Source organism: Marinobacterium arenosum (assembly GCF_019795155.1).
GTDB classification, from domain to species: domain Bacteria; phylum Pseudomonadota; class Gammaproteobacteria; order Pseudomonadales; family Balneatricaceae; genus Marinobacterium_C; species Marinobacterium_C arenosum.
In genome coordinates this window covers 1-22,356 of sequence record NZ_JAILYN010000061.1, presented here as the reverse complement: position 1 = coordinate 22,356, position 22,356 = coordinate 1, and the positions used below count along the sequence as shown (strand labels likewise).

At 59.4% G+C, this 22,356-nt stretch carries 23 protein-coding genes; 16 read left to right on the top strand and 7 right to left on the bottom strand.

Annotated elements, in window-relative coordinates; all coding sequences use genetic code 11:
- Positions 1-625: 625 nt before the first annotated feature.
- Positions 626-1,312 carry a hypothetical protein gene (locus tag K6T12_RS19255; RefSeq protein ID WP_222224527.1) on the bottom strand — a complete coding sequence of 229 codons (687 nt, stop codon included), beginning with the start codon at positions 1,310-1,312 and terminating at the stop codon, positions 626-628.
- 117 nt (positions 1,313-1,429) lie between these two features.
- Here K6T12_RS19255 and K6T12_RS19250 point away from each other — a divergent pair, with 117 nt between their 5' ends.
- From K6T12_RS19250 to K6T12_RS19210, 9 genes are all read left to right on the top strand, one after another.
- Complete coding sequence (locus tag K6T12_RS19250) at positions 1,430-1,792, top strand: hypothetical protein (protein ID WP_222224525.1); 363 nt, start codon at positions 1,430-1,432, stop codon at positions 1,790-1,792.
- A gap of 117 nt (positions 1,793-1,909) precedes the next feature.
- On the top strand, positions 1,910-3,241 hold the full coding sequence (locus K6T12_RS19245) for a DUF3422 family protein (protein ID WP_222224524.1): 1,332 nt from the start codon (positions 1,910-1,912) through the stop codon (positions 3,239-3,241).
- A 23-nt stretch (positions 3,242-3,264) separates the two neighbouring features.
- Positions 3,265-3,582, top strand: coding sequence for a BolA family protein (locus K6T12_RS19240; protein ID WP_222224523.1), 318 nt, complete (start codon positions 3,265-3,267; stop codon positions 3,580-3,582).
- A 293-nt stretch (positions 3,583-3,875) separates the two neighbouring features.
- Entirely contained in the window at positions 3,876-5,432 is a 1,557-nt protein-coding gene (locus tag K6T12_RS19235) for a methyl-accepting chemotaxis protein (protein WP_222224522.1), read from the top strand.
- Between the two features lie 126 nt (positions 5,433-5,558).
- The gene (locus K6T12_RS19230; protein ID WP_222224534.1) at positions 5,559-5,969 is read left to right on the top strand and encodes an ester cyclase; all 411 of its coding nucleotides are present in this window, start codon (positions 5,559-5,561) and stop codon (positions 5,967-5,969) included.
- Between the two features lie 66 nt (positions 5,970-6,035).
- Positions 6,036-6,512 (top strand): DUF4442 domain-containing protein, encoded by a 477-nt coding sequence (locus tag K6T12_RS19225; protein WP_222224521.1) that lies wholly within the window; start codon positions 6,036-6,038, stop codon positions 6,510-6,512.
- Between the two features lie 86 nt (positions 6,513-6,598).
- The gene (gene trhA, locus K6T12_RS19220) at positions 6,599-7,255 is read left to right on the top strand and encodes a PAQR family membrane homeostasis protein TrhA (protein ID WP_222224520.1); all 657 of its coding nucleotides are present in this window, start codon (positions 6,599-6,601) and stop codon (positions 7,253-7,255) included.
- A gap of 116 nt (positions 7,256-7,371) precedes the next feature.
- Positions 7,372-7,953: a DJ-1/PfpI family protein gene (locus K6T12_RS19215; RefSeq protein ID WP_222224519.1), complete on the top strand. Its 582-nt coding sequence runs from the start codon at positions 7,372-7,374 to the stop codon at positions 7,951-7,953.
- A 432-nt stretch (positions 7,954-8,385) separates the two neighbouring features.
- Entirely contained in the window at positions 8,386-8,676 is a 291-nt protein-coding gene (locus K6T12_RS19210; protein WP_222224518.1) for a ribbon-helix-helix domain-containing protein, read from the top strand.
- Here K6T12_RS19210 and K6T12_RS19205 read toward each other — a convergent pair.
- Positions 8,657-9,313 (bottom strand): 2OG-Fe(II) oxygenase, encoded by a 657-nt coding sequence (locus K6T12_RS19205; protein WP_255611915.1) that lies wholly within the window; start codon positions 9,311-9,313, stop codon positions 8,657-8,659. The genes K6T12_RS19210 and K6T12_RS19205 overlap by 20 nt on opposite strands.
- 298 nt (positions 9,314-9,611) lie before the next feature.
- On the opposite strand from K6T12_RS19205, the gene K6T12_RS19200 reads away from it, so the two are divergent.
- Positions 9,612-10,103: a glutathione peroxidase gene (locus K6T12_RS19200; RefSeq protein WP_222224517.1), complete on the top strand. Its 492-nt coding sequence runs from the start codon at positions 9,612-9,614 to the stop codon at positions 10,101-10,103.
- Positions 10,104-10,113: 10 nt separating this feature from the next.
- Here K6T12_RS19200 and K6T12_RS19195 read toward each other — a convergent pair whose 3' ends face one another.
- On the bottom strand, positions 10,114-11,841 hold the full coding sequence (locus K6T12_RS19195) for a bifunctional protein-serine/threonine kinase/phosphatase (RefSeq protein ID WP_222224516.1): 1,728 nt from the start codon (positions 11,839-11,841) through the stop codon (positions 10,114-10,116).
- 95 nt (positions 11,842-11,936) lie between these two features.
- On the bottom strand, positions 11,937-13,406 hold the full coding sequence (locus K6T12_RS19190; protein WP_222224515.1) for a NarK family nitrate/nitrite MFS transporter: 1,470 nt from the start codon (positions 13,404-13,406) through the stop codon (positions 11,937-11,939).
- On the opposite strand from K6T12_RS19190, the gene K6T12_RS19185 reads away from it, so the two are divergent.
- Positions 13,384-13,638, top strand: a complete 255-nt coding sequence (locus tag K6T12_RS19185; RefSeq protein ID WP_222224513.1) for a hypothetical protein — start codon at positions 13,384-13,386, stop codon at positions 13,636-13,638. The two genes, K6T12_RS19190 and K6T12_RS19185, sit on opposite strands and share 23 nt — an antisense overlap.
- Here K6T12_RS19185 and K6T12_RS21800 read toward each other — a convergent pair.
- Together K6T12_RS21800 and K6T12_RS19175 are read right to left on the bottom strand one after the other, a co-directional pair.
- Positions 13,635-14,744 carry a methyl-accepting chemotaxis protein gene (locus K6T12_RS21800; RefSeq protein ID WP_222224512.1) on the bottom strand — a complete coding sequence of 370 codons (1,110 nt, stop codon included), beginning with the start codon at positions 14,742-14,744 and terminating at the stop codon, positions 13,635-13,637. The genes K6T12_RS19185 and K6T12_RS21800 overlap by 4 nt on opposite strands.
- 1,052 nt (positions 14,745-15,796) lie before the next feature.
- The gene (locus K6T12_RS19175) at positions 15,797-16,378 is read right to left on the bottom strand and encodes a YecA/YgfB family protein (RefSeq protein WP_222224511.1); all 582 of its coding nucleotides are present in this window, start codon (positions 16,376-16,378) and stop codon (positions 15,797-15,799) included.
- Between the two features lie 136 nt (positions 16,379-16,514).
- On the opposite strand from K6T12_RS19175, the gene recQ reads away from it, so the two are divergent.
- Positions 16,515-18,638: a DNA helicase RecQ gene (gene recQ, locus K6T12_RS19170; protein WP_222224509.1), complete on the top strand. Its 2,124-nt coding sequence runs from the start codon at positions 16,515-16,517 to the stop codon at positions 18,636-18,638.
- A gap of 112 nt (positions 18,639-18,750) precedes the next feature.
- Here recQ and K6T12_RS19165 read toward each other — a convergent pair whose 3' ends face one another.
- Positions 18,751-20,127 carry an integron integrase gene (locus K6T12_RS19165; RefSeq protein WP_315853632.1) on the bottom strand — a complete coding sequence of 459 codons (1,377 nt, stop codon included), beginning with the start codon at positions 20,125-20,127 and terminating at the stop codon, positions 18,751-18,753.
- A 180-nt stretch (positions 20,128-20,307) separates the two neighbouring features.
- Here K6T12_RS19165 and K6T12_RS21890 point away from each other — a divergent pair, with 180 nt between their 5' ends.
- The 4 genes from K6T12_RS21890 (at position 20,308) to K6T12_RS19145 (ending at position 22,140) form a co-directional block, all read left to right on the top strand.
- Complete coding sequence (locus tag K6T12_RS21890) at positions 20,308-20,463, top strand: zinc ribbon-containing protein (protein WP_390879100.1); 156 nt, start codon at positions 20,308-20,310, stop codon at positions 20,461-20,463.
- A 14-nt stretch (positions 20,464-20,477) separates the two neighbouring features.
- Entirely contained in the window at positions 20,478-20,705 is a 228-nt protein-coding gene (locus K6T12_RS19155) for a DUF2188 domain-containing protein (RefSeq protein WP_222224506.1), read from the top strand.
- An 86-nt stretch (positions 20,706-20,791) separates the two neighbouring features.
- Positions 20,792-21,427, top strand: a complete 636-nt coding sequence (locus K6T12_RS19150; protein WP_222224505.1) for a hypothetical protein — start codon at positions 20,792-20,794, stop codon at positions 21,425-21,427.
- A 101-nt stretch (positions 21,428-21,528) separates the two neighbouring features.
- The gene (locus K6T12_RS19145) at positions 21,529-22,140 is read left to right on the top strand and encodes a DUF998 domain-containing protein (RefSeq protein ID WP_222224503.1); all 612 of its coding nucleotides are present in this window, start codon (positions 21,529-21,531) and stop codon (positions 22,138-22,140) included.
- The last annotated feature ends 216 nt before the right edge of the window (positions 22,141-22,356 follow it).

The window sequence follows — 22,356 nt, the reverse complement described above, 5'->3', positions numbered from 1 at the left end:
GGGCGCCGCCATGCGCAAGCTGGTACACATCTGTTTCGGTGTGGTGAAAAACCAGCAAGAATTCCAACCACAACTGCCGTAAAAGGCCGTTGTGGCCGGAATCGAGAGATGGTATCTACGAAGGATAACGCCCCGTAGCAGCGGGCTTGGCATGCCCTTTGGGTACCGACCGCGACCGGGCTGTCGTATGCTGCGGGTGTCGCCCTCGGAGCGGGCTGCTACGAAGGATAATGCCCCGTAGCAGCGGGCTTGGCATGCCCTTTGGGTACCGACCGCGACCGGGCTGTCGTATGCTGCGGGTGTCGCCCTCGGAGCGGGCTGCTACGAAGGATAATGCCCCGTAACAGCGGGTTCCGACCGCGACAGGGGTGGCGCAGTCTGCGGGTGTCGCCCTCGGAGCGGGCTGCTACGCAGGATAACGCCCCGTAGCAGCGGGCTTGGCATGCCCTTTGGGTACCGACCGCGACCGGGCTGTCGTATGCTGCGGGTGTCGCCCTCGGAGCGGGCTGCTACGAAGCGCAACCCTGTGGGAGGGGCTTCAGCCGCGACCTGTGGCGGCTCCGTCGGTACCATGGCCGGTCGCCCTCGGAACGGGCTGCTACGACGCGCAATCCTACTGGGGGCTTCAATTGATCCACTCTGCGACATTATCCACAAAACTGTCCGGCGCCAGCCGTGGCTTCGGTGGCTTCAGCTCCATCAGCAGGCTGGCGACCGCCTTGCGCTCGTGCAGCAGGTAGAGCCGGCCGCGATGTTCGTGGCCCAGCCACGATTGCGGCTGCTCCATCATCTGCAGCAGCAGTTGTGCGACCGGCGGCGCTGGACTGCCGGCCCGGCCCTGCAGATCCTGGTATTGGCCGTTGGCCAGCAACGCCATCAATGGGCGGGCGCTCCAGATCGGCGGTGCCTCGTGCAGCGGTTGCAGAAGCCCGATACTGGAGGGTGCAATCAGCGGGCGCTCCTTGGCGAAGAACTTGCGGACGGTCAGATCGGTATGTACGCCGAGGAGCGAGTTGTCGCGCACGTTGCTGCGAAAATCCAGCGCCTCCAGCCCCTCGATAATGGTCGCCAGATTCCATTGGCAGCCTTTGATCAGCTGCCAGACCGGTTCCACCGACAGCCGTGAGCCCAGACTGTACTTGACCGGCTGTTTACCGTCCGGAATATCGCTGAGCAGGGTCAGTTGCAGGTAGCTGGTCTGCATATCGACCAGGCACTCCGGCGTGGCGACGAAACAATAGGGCGTTTCGCGGCGGCAGAAGGCGATCCATTGCGCGCGGCTGTTAAGTTCGGGCAGGACGGGTATGATCACGTTCTGAGGTTTGGCGGGCTGTTCAAAGCCCGTCAGTATATCGACATCAAAGCCTGTTAACACTAGTTTCGCGGTCGGCGGAATGGGTGTAAACGGGTCGTAGTAAGGATCCACACCATGAAGTTGCTGAACCGTTCCGCCTTCGCGGTACTGCCACGCCAACCCTTCGCGGACTGGGCCAGCCGGCTGCAGCAGGACCCGGACGGGCTGAACCAGGTGCTGTCGCTGGCCGAGCATCGGCAGGAGGGCACCGTCTACCTGATCGATGAGGTGGCCGATGAGGGCGAGTTTCAGCAGGCGCTGGAGCGCCACTGGGCCGAGATTTTCGACAATGAACTGGCCGCCTGGGATGAGATCGGCGACAGCTGGCCGCAGAACCGCAGCCTGCAGATGTTTCTGGCATGGTTCGAGCTGCAACCGCAGGTACTGGCACTGGACCTGGCGCGGGCGCCGCTGATGACGGCGGCACTGGAGGACTAACCGCCAGTTGGGCTCGACGGGGTACTTTTTGATAACCCCATATACCCTGGATGAATTATTGCGTTGCCGGGCCCGACATGCCGACAATGGCTCAAATGCACTTTTTAGGGAGATCCCATGACCGCTGAAATGACGCCACACGGGCTGGCGCTGCATCCGTTGCGTGACAGTCTTTATGCCGAGCTGCACTCGCGGCCGTTCCAGGTGATAGGCAGCCCGGCCCGAATCACCCAGATCGCGGTAGTTTGTGACGAAGCTGACAAGCAACGCCAGTTCGAGCACCTGGCTGAGCTGTGCCGTCAGTTTGGCATCGACCCGCCGGTCCACGACGACATCTGCCTGCAGCTGGACTTTGGCAACTTCAGGGTCCGCCGCGAGAAGCATATGGAGTTCGCCTCCTACACCTTCGTCAATATGAAGGTGCCGGTTGGCGGCAGTCCGTTTGATGTCAGTGGCATCAGCCCGTTGCCGGAGGGCTGGCTGGCCCGGCTACCGGGTAGTGTGGTGGCGGCCTTTCATGTCTCGGTGGAGCAAGGGGGTAACCAGCGCGAACTGATGTTGCCGTTGGTCAAGCGGTTCTTCGAGGGGATGCGGCTGGTCGGCAGCAGCCCCCAGCAAGGCGATGCCCGGGTCTGGACGACTTTTCAGCTGCACAGTGACGGCTTCGGTCGCTTTTTGGTCTACAACAAGCAGATGAGCGACAGCCAGCTGGGCCGACTGGTGCAGCGCTTGATGGAGATCGAGACTTACCGGCTGATGGCGCTGCTGGCGTTGCCGACGGCGCGACGGTTCAGCCCGCAATTGGCGGCGATGGACGACCAGTTGGCCGAGGTCACCCGGGCGTTGGCCGACGGCGGCGAGCCGGTCGACGAGCGGGCATTGCTGGCCCAGCTGACCGATATGGCGGCGCGGGTTGAGGCCTGTCGGGCGGAATCGACCTTCCGCTTCAGTGCCACCCAGGCGTACCATGAACTGGTCGTGAAGCGGCTGGACGAATTGCGTGAGGACGAGGTCTCGGGCCACCTGACGATCAGCGAATTCATGACCCGTCGTTTGACCCCGGCGGTGCGTACCTGCCATGCGATCGGTGACCGGCTGGAGGATCTGTCGCGGCGTATCGACCGGGTCGCCGATATGATGCGCACCCGGGTCGAGCTGTCGATCCAGGCGCAGAACCAGCAGCTGCTGGCGTCGATGGACCGCCGCTCGCGGATTCAGTTGATGATGCAGCATACTGTAGAGGGGCTGTCGGTGGCGGCGATCAGTTATTATGCGGTCGGCCTGGTCAAGTATCTGCTGGAAGCGCTCTATGGCAGCGGCGTGGAATTTGATAAGAGCCTGGTGCTGGGTATTTCCGTGCCGGTTATTGTCGGCACGGTCTGGTTCGCAACCCGGCGAATTCATCGTCGCTTTATCGCTATGGCGAAAAATAGAGACATTGGCGAATAATTTGTTAATAGGTAATTGGTTAGATGAGCATCGAAAACAGTATTAATACAAAACTTAATGATGAGTTATTACCTAATTATTTGGTAATCGAAAATGAAAGCCATATGCATTCGGGGCCGGCAACCGAGTCTCATTTCCGGTTGGTGGTAGTGTCCGAGAAGTTTTCCGGCTTGCGCCTGGTGCAGCGTCACCAGACGATCTACAAGATCCTGGCCGATGAGCTGGCCGGTCCGGTTCATGCGCTGTCGATGCATCTCTATACGCCGCAGGAGTGGCAGCAGCGGGAGGGCGAGGCACCGCTGTCGCCGCGTTGTATGGGCGGTTCCAAGGCCGATAAATAACAGCTCTGACTAGCTGAACTGAATATTTATCTAATAATGTTGTGATAGAGGGTAATGGCTAATTGCCAAGCTTGACCTGAATCAATAACAACGGATTTAAAATTAAAATGGCCGCTTGTGCGGCTATTTTTGTTATCTGTTGCCCGTTTTTGTTATAGCTTGATTTGGAAGTCGTCAGTAGAATTCTCGCCGCTTGTTTCAATATCACATTTAGAGCCGCTCTTCTCAGCGCAGAGGTTGATCAACCTATTGCGCTGTAACGGTGTGGCCATCTGTATTGTGGAGATGCACGGATGCGGAAAAACCTTCCGGTCAACCAGGTCGAGCGCACGTTCAGCGAAAGTATGCCGCTGATATCGACCACCAACCTGCAGGGCAACATCACCTTCGTCAATGACGCCTTTGTCGATATATCCGGCTTCAGCCGGGAGGAGCTTATCGGCCAGCCGCACAACCTGGTGCGCCACCCCGATGTACCGCCGGCGGTGTTCGACGATATGTGGAGCAAGCTGAAGGCCGGCCAGCCGTGGATCGGTATCGTCAAGAACCGTTGCAAGGATGGTGCCTATTACTGGGTGCAGGCCTATGTCACGCCGATCATCGAAAATGGCCGCGCCATCGGTTACCAGTCGGTGCGTACTCTGCCGACACACAACCAGAAGCGGCGTGCCCGGCAGGTCTATACACGCCTCAATGCCGGTCGGCGCCGTTATTCGCTGCATGACATCAGCGCTTCGGCCCGGGTGGTGATGGTGGCGCTCGCGGCGTCGCTGCTGCCGTTGGCGGCCAGCTGGCTGGCCGACTTCGATCCATTGATCAGCAGTGTCGCCAGCGCCATTATCGCGCTGCTTATGATGTTGATCGGCTACCGCTGCCTGGCGCCGATCCGCCAGATTACCAACAATACCCGCCGAACCATCGACTCGCCGATATTGCAGGAGATGTTCGCTAATGCGGTATCGGAAGCGGGCCAGCTCTACCTGGCCGATCTGGTGCAGCGGTCGCGGGTCCGGGCGGCCAATGTGCGGATCAGCTATTCGGTCGGCGAGCTGGACACGCATGGCCAGGAAACCATCGATATCGCCCGCCAGGCCAATGCGGCGATCGACCGCCAGGTAGCTGAACTGGAGCGGGTATCGCTGCATATCGGCGAGCTGTCCGCCGCAATCGAGGAAGTGGCGCGTCATGCTACGCAAACATCTGACGAGACTTGCGCCGCCAGCGAGGTGGCCGAGCAGGGACAGCAACTGGTCACGGCGACGGTCACGGCGATCAATACTTTGGCGGACAATGTGGAGCGGGCATCGGGCCAGATCCAGGCATTGCATGAAGCAACCCAGGATATCGCCCGGGCAACCGGCGTGATCGCCGAGATCGCCGACCAGACCAACCTGCTGGCACTGAATGCGGCGATCGAAGCGGCTCGCGCCGGCGAGCAGGGACGCGGCTTTGCCGTGGTGGCCGACGAGGTGCGCGAGCTGGCCAAGCGTACCCAGGAGTCGACCCGCACCATCGACGCCACCATCCAGCGTCTGGGCCGGGAGGCGGATCAGGTGGTACAGGTGATGGCGGATGGTCGGGCCCAGGCGCAGGGGTGTGTCGAGCAGGCCGGTGAGGCGGGCAAAGCACTGGCGGTGATTCGGCAGACCGTGGCCGAGATCGCTGATATGAGCGCGATGATCGCCACCGCGTCCACCGAACAGAGTTCGGCGGCGGAGGAGCTGACCCGCAATGTCGAAACCATCCAGGACGCCGCCCAGCAGGCCAACCAGGCGGCCAGGAAAACCGAAACCGCCTCCATCCGGTTGGCCGATACCTCACGGGTAATTGTGCAGAGCGTCACTTTCTAATCGTTTCGCTCCCTGTTACAGACCCCAGTCCCTACCAGCAAGGCCGGCACGGATGCCGGCTGCAAATCAAAGCCCGCTCTGGCATTCTCGAGATGATGAAGTTTTTCCAACGTCTCGGGGAACGTGATGAACAAGGATCAAGTACGCCGTTTTTATGCGGAGCTATGGAACGATCATAATCTGTCCGAAATGCGGTCTATTTTGCACGAAGATGTCAGTTTTCGTGGCTCATTGGGTGAGCAGAAGCAGGGCCATGCCGGCTTTGCCAGCTATGTTGATCGGCTGCACGAAGCACTGGCCGACTATCGTTGCATTATTGAAGAGCTGGTAGCGGAAGGGGACAAAGTGTTCGCGAAAATGACCTTTACCGGTATTCATCAACATGCGTTCATGGGCTACTCGCCTACCGGCCAGCGTCTGAGCTGGCAGGGGGCGGCACTGTTCAGCTTCCGCGACGGGCTGATTAGCGATGTTTGGGTACTGGGCGATCTGGCCGCGCTGGAGCAGCAGCTTCAACACAACGAACCGCTGGCTTAGCCCGAGCCCTGAAGTCAGATGCGACCGTCGACTACCTGTCCGGCGGTCCGTAGGGAGAATAAAGCGATGAGATGGACACCGCGGTTGATGAAGTTCCTGTTGAACATCTACGGCCCCTACCTGGGGGCCGGCGTCAAAACCGACTACATCAGCGCCGACTGGCGTGAGGCGCGGGTGTCGATGAAGCTGCGCTGGTATAACCGCAACGTGGTGGGCACCCACTTCGGCGGTAGCCTTTACTCGATGGTCGATCCGCAGTTGATGCTGATGTTGATGCAGTTGCTGGGTAAAGAGTATGTGGTCTGGGACAAGTCCGCCGCGATCGAGTTCGTCCGGCCGGGACGAGGCACGGTCAGGGCATTGATTCAGTTGGATGATCGTCAACTGGAGGAGATCCGATCGCGCACCGCTAATGGCGAGAAATACCTGCCGTCGTTCGAGGTACAGGTGGTCGACCAGCGTGGCGAGCTGGTGGCGCGGGTCGACAAGGTGCTCTATGTACGCTGCAAGCAGCGTCAAACCGAGGCGAAGCAGGCGGCCTGAGCAACGGCCCGGCGCCGGCACCTTGATGGAACCAACCAGGACGGCTGACGACTAATATGTATTGGTTGTCGTGGAGGTCGTTCGAGATGAGCTGGGTGGGGGCCAGTCGCTTGCAGACACGGGGCGAAGAGCTGGCCAACAGTATCAGCCACGGGGTCGGCTTCGTCGCCAGCGCGGTGGCCAGCCCGTTCCTGATCCTGCGGGCGGTGCGGTTGGCCGAGCCCGCCTTCATCGTTGGTGCCTGTGTGTTCTCGGCCACCATGCTGCTGCTCTACCTGGCCTCCACCTTCTATCACGCCCTGCCAATGGGGCGCGCCAAGCGGATCTTCTGGATTATCGAACACTCGGCGATCTTCCTGCTGATCGCCGGTACCTATACCCCGTTCACCCTGACTGTACTGCCCGATGAGTGGGGCTGGTCAATGCTCGCCATGGTCTGGGCACTGGCGGTTGCCGGTATCGCGCTGAAGACCCTGGGCCGGTTATCCCATCCGGTCGCCTCGGCCAGCCTCTACCTGGTGATGGGCTGGTTGGTGTTGATCGCCATCGATCCGCTGATGGAACAGTTGCATCCTGCAGGCCTGGCCTGGCTGCTGGCCGGCGGTATCTGCTATACCGTCGGGGTGTTGTTTTTCGTTACCGACGCGCTGTTGCGTTACGGTCACTTCATCTGGCACCTGTTCGTCATCGCCGGTACCAGCTGTCATTTCGTGGCGGTCTATCGCTATGCGGTAGCCGTCTGATCGGCAGCTGGCGATCTGTAGTACCAGGCTAATACCCGTCCCCTGAAACCGTTCAGTAGACTGCTGGAATGGCCCTGTCGGCTGATCGACAGCCAACGATAAAAAGGAGTGATGCGATGAGCGATAACAAGATTCTGATGCTGGTGGGGGATTTCGCCGAAGATTACGAAACCATGGTGCCGTTCCAGGCGCTCTGCATGCTCGGTTATCAGGTTGATGCGGTCTGCCCGGACAAGCAGGCCGGCGAGCAGGTGCGTACTGCGGTGCACGATTTCGAAGGCGACCAGACCTACACCGAGAAACCAGGCCATAACTTCACCCTGAACGCCAGTTTCGACCAGGTCGACCCGGCGGACTATATCGGCCTGCTGGTACCGGGCGGGCGGGCACCGGAGTACCTGCGGCTGAACGCGCGGGTGCTGGAGATCACCCGCCATTTCGCCGAGCAGAACAAGCCGATCGCGGCGGTCTGCCACGGCGCCCAGTTGTTGGCGGCGGCCGGGGTGATCGACGGCAAGAAGGTCTCCGCCTATCCGGCGTGCGCACCGGAAGTACAGCTGGCCGGCGGCCACTACCAGGAGATCGAGATCGATGCGGCGGTAACCGACGGTACGCTGATTACCGCGCCGGCCTGGCCGGCCCATCCGCAGTGGCTGCGCCAGTTCGTCGAGGCGCTGGGGGCACGGATTACCCTGTAAGCGTTGCGCCAAGACTATAAAAAGGTTCTTCGCGGAATAGCGGGAAACATCTACACCAAGTCAACAAGCGCCGCGTGGGCACAAAAAACGTGCCCACCCTACAAGGCTGGTTCTTCACCACGCCATGTAAGGCCGGACCTGGCCGGCCAAACGCCGATAGGCGTTTTCAACCGCCTGCGGCGGTGGCGCCCCAGGTGACGCCCTACCGGGCTCTGCCGTAGCAGCCCCCTCCGTGGGCGACACATGCGGACTACGCTAACCCCGTCGCGGTCGGCGCAGTTAGGGGGCAGCCAGCGGCAGGACTCTGACTGACGTATAAATGAGCCCCACCAATCCGCGAAGAACTTAAAAAACCTAAAAAACCGGCCGCGACTTGCGTCGCGGCCGGTTTTTCAGTTTTGATAGTGCGGACCGAGGATAAAGGAGTCTGCCATGTGTGATATCTACGCCAGCACCTCGCCCGAGCTGTATGAAAGCTGCACCCGTTCGATCCGGCTTGATGGCGCGGTGACCAGCATCCGGCTGGAGCAACGCTTCTGGGCGATCCTCGAGGAGATTGCGGCCGGCGAGGGCAGCACGCTGGCCGGCTTTATCAATACCCTGTACCGCGAAGTACGCGAGCGGCGTGGCGAGATCGGCAACTTTGCTTCGCTGCTGCGGGTGGTCTGTACCGTCTACCTGAGCAACGGGGCAACGGCGGAACTCAGCGCGGCGGATCGATAGCGTCGCCGAGGCTGTTGTTGACCCGGTACCAGCCGGCAATGCTGTAGCGCGGCTTGTTGACCGGCAACACCTCGTGCGGGAACTCCTCGCTGAGAAAGATCACCAGGGTGCCGAATTCCGGCCGGACCCTTTCCAGTACCCTGCCTTCGCCATCGTAGATCAGCAGTTCGCCGCCATCGCAGGGTTGCCAGTCCGGATTCAGGTAGAGCACGGTGGTCAGTACCCGGCTGGTTTGCCCCCGGAACGCATCATAATGCTTCTTGTAGAAGGCGCCTTCCGGATAGTAGGCGTAATGGCTCTCGTAATCGAACAACCCAAGGAACAACCGGCGATTCACTGCCTGGCGTAGCTGTTCTGTCCAATCCAGGTAACTGTCTACTGCCGGTTGGCCGCGCTCCAGCCAGTGGATCGTATCGCTGCGGATACTGCGGTTTAGCTGATGCTCCTGGTCACGGCCGATGCCGGCTATCTTGAACTCGCTCTGGTGCAGCGATTGGCAATGCTCCCGCAGGGCCAGGCTCAGATTGTCGGGCAGGGCGTTCGGCAGGATGGTGTAGCCGGGACCGTGCAGGGCGTCGGCGATCCGGTCGAAGGTTTCAGCGTACTCGATGGGGCTGGGGGTAAGGGGGGCGTTCAAACATGGATGCTCCGAAGAAATTCGTACAGAATCACTATATAGCCTATAAATAGCCTGCTGGATACGCTTTTTGGTCGCTGTTTTTTCTTTATAAAATAATGGCTTGTAGTTAATCTTCGGGTGCGAATGGAGTTGCGGGGCCGGTTTGCGGACAGAGGGCTGACCGTTGGGAATGGTGCCTCAGCAACTACCGGTCATTGCGGGCTGGTGACGTCAGCAGCGGGAGATGGCTTGGCGCTGTTTGTGTTGCCAACTAATTTGAATGCATAGTATTCGGTCTATTCCGGGGACACGAGCGATGAATGCCTTTTACCAGTTTTCCGCCACCAGTCTGCAGGGCAAGCCGGTTTCGATGACCGAGTTCGAAGGCAAGGTGGTGCTGGTGGTGAATACCGCCAGCGAGTGCGGTTTCACGCCTCAGTATCAGGGGCTTCAAACGCTCTACGACAAATACGCCGATCAGGGGTTGGTGATTCTCGGTTTCCCCTGCAACCAGTTCGGCCAGCAGGAGCCAGGTGACAGCCGGCAGATCGCCGAAGGCTGCCTGGTCAATTACGGGGTCAGCTTCCCGATGTTCGAAAAGGTCGAGGTCAAGGGCACCAATGCCCACCCGCTGTTCCAGTATCTCTGCCGCGAACTGCCCGGGCTATTGGGCCGCACTATCAAGTGGAACTTCACCAAGTTCCTGATCGGCCGCGACGGCCGTCCGCTGCAACGCTTCGCGCCGGTCACCAAGCCCGAAGCGTTGGAAAAGATGCTGGTGCGGGCGTTGTCGGCCAGCGAAGCCTGAACAGGTAGCATCAACTCAGCAACTGCACCAGGTTCAGCAGCAGCAGCAGCGCACAGAACAGCCGCCAGAACAGCAGTGGATTCTTCTCCAGCAGCGGCTGCTGCTGGATCTGTGCTTCCAGCTGCGGATTCGGCTGGCTCAGGTCGTGCAGGAACTCCGACAACGCCGGATAGCGGTGGCGCGGGTTGGCCTGCAGCGCCTTGCGTAGGCAGCCCTCGACCCACAGCGGCAGTTCGCGGCGGTGGCGCAATGCCGGAATATAATGCAGCGCACCGTAGTTGGGCAGCCGGGTGCGTTTAACCGAGGGCTCCTTGTAGGGCAATTCGCCGGTCAGCATCTCGTAGCAGATCACCGCCAGCGAGAACAGGTCGGAGCGGAAGTTGCCCGGTTCACCGACCAGGTATTCCGGCGCCACGTAATTGACCGAGCCCTGCGGCACCGACTTGTCGAGCGGCGAGGCAATCTCTTCGACCCCGGCGATCAGCACGGTGCCAAAATCGAGGATCTTCACCCGACCGTCGCGGTCGATCATGATGTTTTCCGGCTTCAGGTCCTGGTGCACCATGTCGGCACGCTGGAAGGCGCGCAGCCCCTGGACGATCTGGCGCACCAGCTGGCGCACCTGGTCCAGCGACGGCTGCGGATGGTCGTGCATCCACTGGCGCAGGTTCTGGCCTTCGATATATTCGCCCAGGTAGTAGAGGAACTGCTTGGGCCGCGGCGGCTGGAAGGTTTTCATCACGTTGGGGTGGGCGATCTGCTGGCCGACCCACTCTTCGCGGCTGAAACCGTCCAGGTAGAGCGCGTCTTCGCTGAAGTTCAGCGACGGTGCCTTCAAGGTGTACTGGCGGCCGCTGTCCGGGTCGCGCACCAGATACATATGGCTGCGGCTGCCGCTGAAGATCACCTCCTGCACCTCGTAGCCGTCGATCCGGTTGCCCGGCGCCAGCACTGGCGGAATCGGCAACTGGTTCAGCTGTTGGTGGCTCTCGTCCAGGGTTTTCAGCGGCAGCTGGTCGACGGCGATCAGCAGCGCGGTGACGTTGTCCTGACTGCCGTTGGCCAGCGCCATCGACACCAGCTGCTGGGCGGTGCCTTCCAGGTCTTCGCCGCCACTCTCCAGCAGCCGCCGTATCTGCAGCGGGCTGACATGCTCGTGCACCCCGTCGGTGGTCAGCAGCAGCAGGTCGCCCTCGGCCAGGGGCTGCTGGCTGTAATCCACCTGCAGGTGCTGGTCGCCGCCCAGCGCACGGGCCAGGTAGTAACGGCCGTTCTCGGTGCGCAGGTGATCGTGGGTCAGCTGCTCCAACTGGCCGTTGCGATAGTGGTAGATGCGCGAGTCGCCGACATGGAAGCAGTGCAGGGTGTTGGACTTGATCACCGCTGCCGAGAAGGTGCACAGCATGCTGTCCTTCTCGCGATGGGTACGGCTGTTGTGCTGATGCAGCCAACTGTTCATCGCCCGTAGTACCCGTGCCGCCGAGTTGCGCACCGACCAGCTGTGCGGCGTGCTGTAATAGTCGCTGAGGAAGCTGGTGACGCTGGTCTGGCTGGCGATATGGGCCTCGGCACAGCTGCTGACCCCATCGGCGATCGCCGCGGCTATCCCCTTGAAGTCGCACTCGCCACCCGGTGGGTGAAAGGCGGCGAAGGCGTCCTGGTTGACCGGCTTGGCACCTGCGTCGGAGTGGCCGCCGAAGCGTACCCGTAGTTTTCGCTTGGTATTCAGTTGCTGCATCGTTCAACGGGCAGGGGCCGTCAGGGCCGCCTGCCATCCTCTCCGGTTCAGCTCGCTGTCAAGGCCATTTATCAGGCCGGTTATCAGGTCGATTCTCAGGTCACTTTGATCAGTTCGACGCTGCCGTCCTCGTTGACCTCGGCCATATGACCCCGCGGCTCTTCCAGCAACAGCAACACCAGGAAGCCGAGCATCGCAGTGGCGGCGATCACCGTGAAGAACACCTGGTAGCTGACCATCGACAGCACCGTCAGGTAGAACACCGCGCCGACGTTGCCGTAAGCACCGGTCATGCCGGCCACCTGGCCGGTCAGCCGACGCTTGATCAGCGGCACCACGGCAAATACCGCGCCTTCACCGGCCTGCACGAAGAACGAACAGGCCATCGCCGCGATCACCGCCAGCGCCAGCGGCCAGCTGCTGTCGATCAGCGACATGGTGGCGTAGCCGGCGGCCAGGCCGGCAGTCAGGATCAGCAGGGTTTTCTTGCGGCCGAAACGGTCGCTGAGCCAGCCGCCACCGGGACGCGACATCAGGTTCATGAAGGCGTAGCCGGAGGCCAGCAGGCCGGCGTAGACCATATCCAGCTCGAACACTTCGGCGAAGAACAGCGGCAGCATCGATACCACCGCCAGCTCGGAACCGAAGGTCGCGAAGTAGAGTACGTTCAATACCGCCACCTGCTTGAACTTGTAGCGGTGCATCTCCGGTACCGGCTTGCTGAAGATCTCCTTGTTGACCTGGTAGGCGCTGAAGCAGTCGTAGACGAAGATCGCCGCCAGGCCGAAGTAGATCAGCGTGGCGATGCCGTCGCTCAGCATATTGACGCCGGCCGGTGACAGCTTCCAGGTCAGCAGCGCCAGGGCGGCGTACATCGGCAGCTTCATGATCAGCAGGAAGTAGAAATCACCGACGCTGGTCACCTCCAGGCCGCCGATCTTCTTCGGCTTGAAGTAGGTGGAGCCCTTCGGCGTGTCGCTGACGTTGCGGTACCAGACCACGCTGAACAGCAGGCAGATGGCGCCGGTGATACCGACCGCACAGCGCCAACCATGCTCGCCACCGAACATCAAAGCCAGGGTCGGCAGCAACATCGCAGCGGCGGCGGAACCGAAGTTGCCCCAGCCGCCGTAGATCCCCTCGGCGGTGCCCAGCTCGTTGGCCGGGAACCACTCACTGACCATCCGGATGCCGATCACGAAACCAGCGCCGATAAAGCCGAGCAGGAAGCGGGCGATCGCCGCCTGCTGGAAATCCTCGGCCAGCGCGAACAGGAAGCAGGGCAGGCTGGCCAGTGCCAGCAGCACGGCGTAGACCAGCCGCGGGCCGAACTTGTCGGTCAGCATGCCGATCAGTACCCGGGCCGGGATGGTCAGCGCCACGTTGAGGATCAGCAGGGTTTTCACTTCTGCCTTGCTCAGCCCCAGCGACTCGGCGATAACGCCGAGCAGCGGTGCATGGTTGAACCAGACGAAGAAGGTGATGAAAAAGGCGATCCAGCTGAGATGCAGGATCTTCATCTTTCCGGTGAAGGAAAGCAGGTTGAGTTTGCCACTGTCAGTCATGGGAGGAGCTCTCGACACTGTGAAGAAAATAAAAAAGGCGTGCCTGCTCCGTCGCAGTGCGACGAAGTTGGAACGCCTTTGTTCGATTCTGATTGTTGTCGAGGTTAAAGCAGGCTCTGTGCCAGAATGCTTTTCTGTTTTAAAAACAGTGACTTGGGGTTTGGCTGTTGGCTGGCTGACGAAAAAAGGCGCACTGTTGGTGCGCCCGACCAGCGGCCGTGCACCAAGTTAATCTCTGTTAACCAGCTTCAGCAGCAACTCTTCGACAAGCCGGTACTGCTCCTCCATCTGCCGGACCTGTTCCAGCGCCTGTTGCTGTTGCTGCTGGCGGCGCAGCGCCAGGGCCTGCTCGGCATGCTGGTGGATCAGGTCGTGCGGCTTTTCCAGTGCACGGAAGGCGCTGTTGTGGCGAAAACGGGCCTGAACGCCGGCGTCGTAATACCACTTGCCGATACCACAGTCGCGTGAGCTGGGCACGCTGCCAGGCGGCTCGCTGCCCGGCTGGCTGACGTAGTCGATCACATCGTTGCGCAGAAAAGTTTCGTCGATGATCGCCAGCTCCAGCTTGGAGCGCCAGTTGGCTTCGTTCAGGTCCTGCTGGGTAATGCCGATCCGTGCCAGTTGGTCGCCAAGCTCGGCCAGCGTGGTCTGGGTGGTGGAGCTGATCTCGTCGACCCGGCTGGCCAGGGTACGGTTGATGTCGCCCAGCTGGTCGGAGGTGGTGGCCAGGCCGCTGAGGAAACCGTTGGCCTCGCTGGCGGAGTCGCCGGTGGTGCCCGACAGGGTGCGCACCTCGTTGGCTACGATGGCGAAGCCGCGGCCGTGTTCACCAGCGCGGGCCGCTTCGATCGCCGCGTTCAACGACAGCAGGTTGGTCTGGTCGGCGATCTTGCTGATGTTGCCGATGATGTCGGAGATCTGGTCGACCTTTTCGAACAGTCCGTCCAGGGTGTTCAGCTGCTGGTTCTGCAGGCCGGTCAGTTGGTGCAGCTCATCGGCCAGGGTTTCGATCCTTGTTCGCGACGCCTGCGACAGACCGACCGCATCGCCGATCGCCCCCGAACTTTTCAGCAGATTGGCATCCAGCCAGGCGAAGGACTGACGCATCCGCCGCATCCGTTGCGACAGGGCTTTTAGCTCCTGCTGATAGTGCTTGCTCTGCTGTGCGGCCTGTTCACGCTGCTGCTCCAACTGGCGGGCATGCTGCTGCTGTTGCTGTAACTGCTCGCGGGCCTGTTGCAGTTCCGCTTCCTGTGATTCGATCTGCTGCTGCAGCTGGGCGATGACCGGCGGGGTGGCACCGGCCAGCCGGCTGACGATCGGGGTGAAAATGCTCATTGGCGTTTCTGTCCATCAAAACTGCGGGCTCCGAGCAGAATAAGTAAAATGTATTTGAAATACAACTTATTGTGGCGGCTCTCATTTGATGAAACTTTAAGCTCCAATATTGACGCTGCTACGGCACAGACCCTGCAGCAGCGGGCTCCGACCGCGACCCATGGCGGTTTTCTCGAAATCTGCGGCCTTGTCGCCCGCGGATCTGGCTGCTACGGCACAGACCCTGTAGCAGCGGGCTCCGACCGCGACCCATGGCGGTTTCTTCGAAATCTGCGGCCTTGTCGCCCGTGGAGCCGGCTGCTACGGCGCAGACCCTGTAGCAGCGGGCTCCGACCGCGACCCATGACGGTTTTTCGAGATCTGCGGCCTTGTCGCCCGTGGAGCCGGCTGCTACGGCGCAGACCCTGTAGCAGCGGGCTCCGACCGCGACCCATGGCGGTTTTCTCGAAATCTGCGGCCTTGTCGCCAGCGGAGCCGGCTGCTACGGCACGGAACCCTGTAGCAGCGGGCTCCGACCGCGACCCATGGCGGCTTTTCGAGATCTGCGGCCTTGTCGCCCGTGGAGCCGGCTGCTACGGCACAGACCCTGTAGCAGCGGGCTCCGACCGCGACCCATGGCGGTTTTCTCGAAATCTGCGGCCTTGTCGCCCGCGGATCCGGCTGCTACGGCACAGACCCTGCAGCAGCGGGCTCCGACCGCGACCCATGGCGGTTTTTTCGAAACCAGCGGCCTTGTCGCCCGTGGATCCGGCTGCTACGGCACAGACCCTGCAGCAGCGGGCTCCGACCGCGACCCATGGCGGTTTTTTCGAAATCTGCGGCCTTGTCGCCCGTGGAGCCGGCTGCTACGGCACAGACCCTGTAGCAGCGGGCTTGGCATGCTCTTCGGATGCTGACCGCTATAGAGTTGGCGTGGTTCGAGGATGTCGCCCTCAGAGCGGGCTGCGACGAAGCGCGGAACCCGGTGGCCGTTGAGGCGGAATTTGCGTAGAGAAAAAACAGACGCCGCAACCGGGCGGTTGCGGCGGGGGATCGGGCGGAACTATTACAAATTACTTTTCCGGCGCGTGGAACAGCAGGTACAGGTCGATCAGCAGCTCCGGCAGCTGGGCGCACATTGCGGCGGCGATCCGCTTGTCGTTGCGCATCTTCTGGAATTCCGGCTCTTCGAACAGGTCGGACACCACCATGAACGGCAGCAGCAGTTCGGCAGCGGCCTCTTCGTGGGCACCGCTGAACCACTGTTCTTCACGCATGAACACACCTTCCATGAACGCCTGGGTCCAGATCACCAGGTCGGACACCTCTTCACCCTCTTCCGGTTCCAGCGTCAGGTCGCAGGGGATATCCACGCCTTCATCACTGTACAGGGAGGCGCTGATCTCCTTGTTGAGCTGCTCCAGCAGCCCTTCGATCTTCGCTTTCTGGGCGTCGGATTCCCAGTTCGGCTGCTCGTCGAAGATCACCGACAGCCATTCGTCACGGGCGATCGGCTCCGGGCTGATATTCACCGCGTAGAGCAGGCCATGAACACCGATCAGGTCCAGTGTCTCTTCGGAGACTGCGTCGGAAAAGAGAAAATCGTCCAGCAGGTCCAGTTCATCGTCGGTCAATGGCGTTACGCTCAGGCTCATGGTGCTTGTATCCCAGGCAGGTCCGCGCTGTCAGTCAGGCGGTTATCAATAGGTTAAACCGGGTGCATTCTACTCCGAGCGGGGCGCTTTGCGTAGAGGTGTCTTTATACCGACATATCAAGGATAATGCCGCCCCATGATTGACAGGGCGCTTCAGGTACTAAAAGACGTATTCGGCTACGACCAGTTCCGGTCGCCGCAGGATGCCGTGATCGAGCAGTTGTGCGGCGGACGCGATGTGTTGGTGGTGATGCCGACCGGCGGCGGCAAGTCGCTCTGCTATCAGTTGCCGGCGTTGCTGCGCGAGGGCACCGCGATCGTGGTGTCGCCGCTGATCGCCTTGATGCAGGACCAGGTGTCGGCGCTGTCCCAGTGGGGCATCCGGGCCGGCTGCCTGAACTCCTCGATGGACTTCAGCCTGTTGCAGGAGACCGAACACCAGCTGCGCTCCGGCCAGCTGGATCTGCTCTATATCGCCCCCGAGCGGCTGCTGCAGCCGCGCACCCTGGAACTGCTCGGCCAGACCCGGCTGGCGCTGTTCGCCATCGACGAGGCCCACTGTGTGTCCCAGTGGGGCCACGATTTCCGCCCTGAATACCTGCAGTTGAGCCGACTCTGTGAGCTGTTCCCACAGGTGCCGCGCATCGCCCTGACCGCCACCGCCGACCAGCGTACCCGCCAGGAGATCATCGAGCGGCTGGGCCTCGATCAGGCGGCTGTGTTCGTACAGGGTTTCGATCGGCCCAATATCCGCTACCGCATTGGTCAGAAGGACCGCGCTCGTGAACAACTGCTGAAGTTCCTGCGCGACGAGCACGCCAGCGATGCCGGGGTGGTCTACTGCATGTCGCGCAAGAAGGTGGAGGAGACTGCCGCCTGGCTCAGCGAGCGCGGCTTCAAGGCGCTGCCCTACCATGCCGGCCTGTCGAACGATCTGCGGGCCCATAACCAGCACCGCTTCCTGCAGGAGGAGGGGCTGGTGATGGTGGCCACCATCGCCTTCGGCATGGGGATCGACAAACCCAACGTTCGCTTCGTCGCTCACCTGGATCTGCCGAAAAGCATCGAAGCCTACTATCAGGAGACCGGCCGCGCCGGCCGTGATGGCCTGCCGGCGGATGCCTGGATGGTGTACGGCCTGCAGGATGTGATCTGGCAGCGGCAGATGCTGGAGCAGTCGCAGGCTGCCGAGAGCCACAAGCAGGTGGAACGGCAGAAGCTGGAGGCGATGCTCGGCCTGTGCGAGATCACCAGCTGCCGCCGCCAGGCGCTGCTGAGCTACTTCGGCGAGACCGAGCACGCCCCCTGCGGCAACTGCGATACCTGCCTGGAGCCGGTGCCGGTCTGGGACGGTACCGAGGCGGCCCGCAAGGCGCTGTCGGCGGTCTACCGCAGCGGCCAGCGCTTCGGCGTCAACCATGTGGTCGATATCCTGGTCGGCCAGCGCACCGACAAGGTGGTCAACCAGGGCCACGACCGGCTCAGTACCTTCGGCATCGGCAAGGACGTGGACCGCAACCAGTGGCGCTCGGTGTTCCGCCAGTTGGTGGCGCGCGGTTACCTCAGCGTTGATCCGGACGGCCACGGCGTGTTGCGGTTGGCCGCCCAGTGCCGGCCGTTGCTGCGTGGCGAGGAGACCATCGAGCTGCGCCGTGACGCCCGCCAACAGAGCAAGTTCCGTCGCAGCCAGGTGCCGCAGCAGAAGCTGGATGCCGAAGAGTTCGAACTGTGGAACGCACTACGTGCCGCCCGTAAGGCGCTGGCCGATGATCAGGACGTGCCGCCGTACGTGATCTTCCATGACGCCACGCTGATGGAGATGGTGATGTACCGGCCGCTCAACCACGGTCAGTTCCGCCGCCTCAGCGGGGTTGGTGAGCGCAAACTCAATCTGTACGCCGACCACTTTATCGCGGTGATCGAGCAGCACGAGATCAAGACACCGCCGGACACCGACCAACAGGCACAGGAGTCGCTGGCGCTGTTCAAGGCCGGCATGACGGTACCGCAGGTGGCCCGCCAGCAGAAGCTGTCGGCCAACGTGATCTACAGCCACCTGGCCCAGGCGATCCAGACCCGCCAGTTGGCGGTGGAAGAGGTGGTCGAGCTGCCTAGCAACGAGCGCCAGCAGATCGAGCAGACCATCCTCGACTGCGCCCGCGAGCACGGCGCGGCGCTGAAACCGGTCTATGAGGAACTAGCCGGTGCCTACGACTATGGTCTGCTGCGCTGTATCAAGATGGGGCTGGAAACGGCCTGACTCTTTTTTCTTAATATGGCCGGTCTGTGTGCCTGTCGGCGGAGCAAAGTCAGCGCTTGGGTGGTTCGGAGAGAAGGGCGGGGCTTGTTGTGCTTTCTGCCTTACTGACAGACTAAAAGTCGAGCGGGCTGCGCACCCCGCTGCCCTGGTTCAGTACATGGGTGTAGATCATCGTGGTCGACACGTCTGCGTGCCCCAGCAATTCCTGCACGGTACGTATATCGTAGCCATTCTCCAGTAGATGGGTGGCGAAGGAGTGGCGCAGTGTATGACAGCTGACCCGCTTGGTCAGCCCGGCCTGGCGCGAGGCGCTTTTTACCGCTTTCTGCAACACCGATTCGTGTATATGGTGGCGGCGGGTTTCACCGCTACGCGGATCGACCGCCAGGCGAGTACTCGGAAACAGATACTGCCACTCCCAGCTGCGGGCGGCGTTCGGCCATTTCCGGCTCAGCGCATCCGGTAGCCAGACCTCGCCATAACCCTGCGCCAGATCCTGCCGATGCAGGTTACGGGCGAACTCCAGCTGCACCTCCAGGGCCTCGATCAGCCGTTCCGGCAGCGGTGCCACCCTGTCCTTATTGCCCTTGGCGTTGCGCACCAGAATCTGCCGATAGCCGAAGTCGACATCCTGCACGCGCAGACGAACCGCCTCCATCAGCCGCATACCGGTGCCGTAAAGCAGCGATCCCATCAGAGCGTTGCGGCCTTTCAACCGCGACAGGAGCGCCTGCATTTCCTGACGGGTCAATACCACCGGCAGACGCTTCGGGCGTTTGGCATAGGCGAACTCGCCCAATTCGCCCAGTTCCCTGCCGAATACCTTGCGGAACAGAAACAGCAGCGCGTTGAGCGCCTGGTTCTGCGTGCTGGCGGCGACATTACGCTCCAGTACCAGATGGTCGAGAAAGGCACGCACGCTTTGCGGGTCACGTTTATCCAAACGGGTCGAACAGAAACCGTAGTAGCGCTGAATCCAGGTGCCGTAACTCTGCTCGGTCTTGTAGGCCAGCCCCTCGCGACGCATGGCTATTACAGCCTGTTGGAGAATATCGTGCGCTGTATCGGGCTGTGGCTTGGCCTTCTGGTCGTCAGTCGCGACCGGTGCCGGTGGGACCGGCGTATTGTTGCGCCCGGTGGTGGCGTGGTTCGTTTCCAGCGGCTTGCCGCCATCCAACCAGTAACGCCAGTCTATCTCTTGCAATGCCGGCGCACCCGCCACCCGCATCAGCACCCCGACCGCTTCGACACACTGGCGGAACTGCCAATCGGATAGCCTGTTTTTGCGGCCTAGTTCGGCAAGCCAGCGGCTGACCTCTTCGCCGCTGTGTGCCGAAACCGGACGGCGAGGCGTAGCGCGCAGGTACTCCTCGACCCGTTTCATATACCAGTGCGCCTGGCTGGATGATTTGGCTAAATTATTGATTTTATTGAATAAAGGCTGGGCCAGTTCCTGCGGAACGGCAGCGGCGCGCAGTCCGGTTGCCATCAAACGAGTCCTTTCGTTTATAGTGGGAATATCGAACGGGAAAATAGCGTCAACAGGTGGAAGCTGTCAACCATGTAGAAATGATCTATACGGCATGCCGTATAGATGGGTAAATTACTGCACGCCGTCTAATACACTGTTAAATGCCGCAAGCTGCCAGTGGCATAATATTTTGGCAGCATGACGAAGGAGAATGGACATATGTCTACTACAGGAGAAAAACCAGGAAAAGGTGCTTATACGTGCACCAACTGCGGGCAGGTTGTTGTTCTTGACGATAACTCAGATACCTTGCCTCCTTGTCCTCGCTGCCAAGAAACAGAATATCGACCTTAAAGGAGTAAGGAATTATGTCCAGTAAATCAACACATGTTGTTCCTAATCCAGATGGTGGTTGGGATATTCAGCAAAGCGGAGGGCAGCGTTCGTCTGGTCATTTTGATAGAAAGCAAGATGCAGTTGATCGTGCCCGTGAAATTAGCCAAAATCAAGGAACTGAACTGGTCATCCATAATAAAGATGGTCAGATCAGCGGGAAAGATAGCCACGGTAACGATCCGTTCCCGCCAAAGGGGTAACTGCATTTAACAAGTGTAATCAGGTGACCCAAAAAGCTACGCTTTTCGGTCACCTGTTACAAGCGTTAGGGTTTGGAGATACCTGTATGAATTGGGCAGTAAGAAGCGCTGATAATCTACTTCCTTTAAGTGAGGAAAAGCATCACCTTAATATTGCCCTTCGTGAATGGCTTTATGCAGGGGATATGTATGATTTAGAAGCCCCAAAGGAGAGCTGCGAGCTTTGCGAGCATCCCAACATTCGTTACCAGTTTAAAATAGTAAACCGGAGTAATGGAAATGAGATGCTTGTGGGGTCTGAGTGCATCAACAAATTTGGCATTTCGGCTACAGATGAGCTTGGTGTCATACTTGATCGCGAGGGTTCTCGTAGACGAGTAAATAGAGACCGAAGGTTCCTTGTAAATGAAGCTAGAAAGAGACGAATGATTAATGCACTTGTTGAGCTCTCTGCGTCCGAAGAGGATTTTGATATTGATTCATTTATTTCTTATGTTTTGGATCGTGATGCGTTCACCCCAAATCAACTGGCAGTTTTAATTTGGCGTTTTGAACAGCATAACGTCGAGTATAAACCATCTGATTTCAAGATAGTTATACGCCGGGATAGAGAAAAGGAACAGCTACGCAGAATGGATGACTGGAAGTTAAGAAAGCTATGGCAATCCTTATCTCCTAGCCAACGCAATTGGGTTCAGAAGAATACGGATTTTAAGCCATAGCATATGAGTTTCAGCCCTAACAAAAGTAAGCACTTGACCCCAAAAAGCTACGCTTTTTCGGTCAAGTGTTACGAGCGTTAGTTTACACAAGGAGTTTAGTGTTGTTCGAATTTATCGCTGCTATATCAGGAGTTATCGCTACAGTATGGATTACAATAGGCGTTTATATCGCTGCTAAATATTATCCTAATTACAGCCACTCTAATCAATTTTGCAGTGAATTAGGAGCTTCAGGTAGCCCAACAGAGAAATTGTCCCCTTTAATAAATAATTACCCTTTAAGTTTAATATTTGGCTTATTTGGCTGGCATATCACACAGCTACCCGATTCAAATTTAGCTTTAACTATTACTGGCTGGTTAGTTATCTTTCATGGTTTAGGTACTTTGATAGCTGGTTATTTTCCTATGGACAAAGATCCTTATACTGAAGAACCTAGCTTCAATTGCAATGTTCACTCAATTGCTGGCCTTGTAATGTTACTAACATTAATGTTCGCCCCCATTCTTTTAGCATTTAGCCCTGAATCTCATATTATTTCTTTTGAATTTAGAGTATTTTCAGTTTTAGCAGTTATTCTGTCGGTTTATTATGTAGTTAAACTAGCTAAGGCCTTTAAAGCAAAAGAAAAGGCTGGTTTGTATCAGCGAGTTTCATATTGGATTCAACTAGTTTGGTTAAGTTCGTTTTCATTGTTGTTGGCGCAAGTGTAAACTAACAAGTCGTTAAAGTAGGACAAATAACAGTTGGCTTTTGCTCCTGCGTCGCTGATTTTAGCCAACATATTATTTGCCTCTTAACGAGGCGTTGAGGCTGTCGGATAAGTCCCGAAGCCCTTGGTCTGCGGGCTCGGATACCGCTACAATCGCCGGATAGAACTTTACCGCAGAGGGTGCAAGGGATGGCACGGTACAAGCACTACGACTACA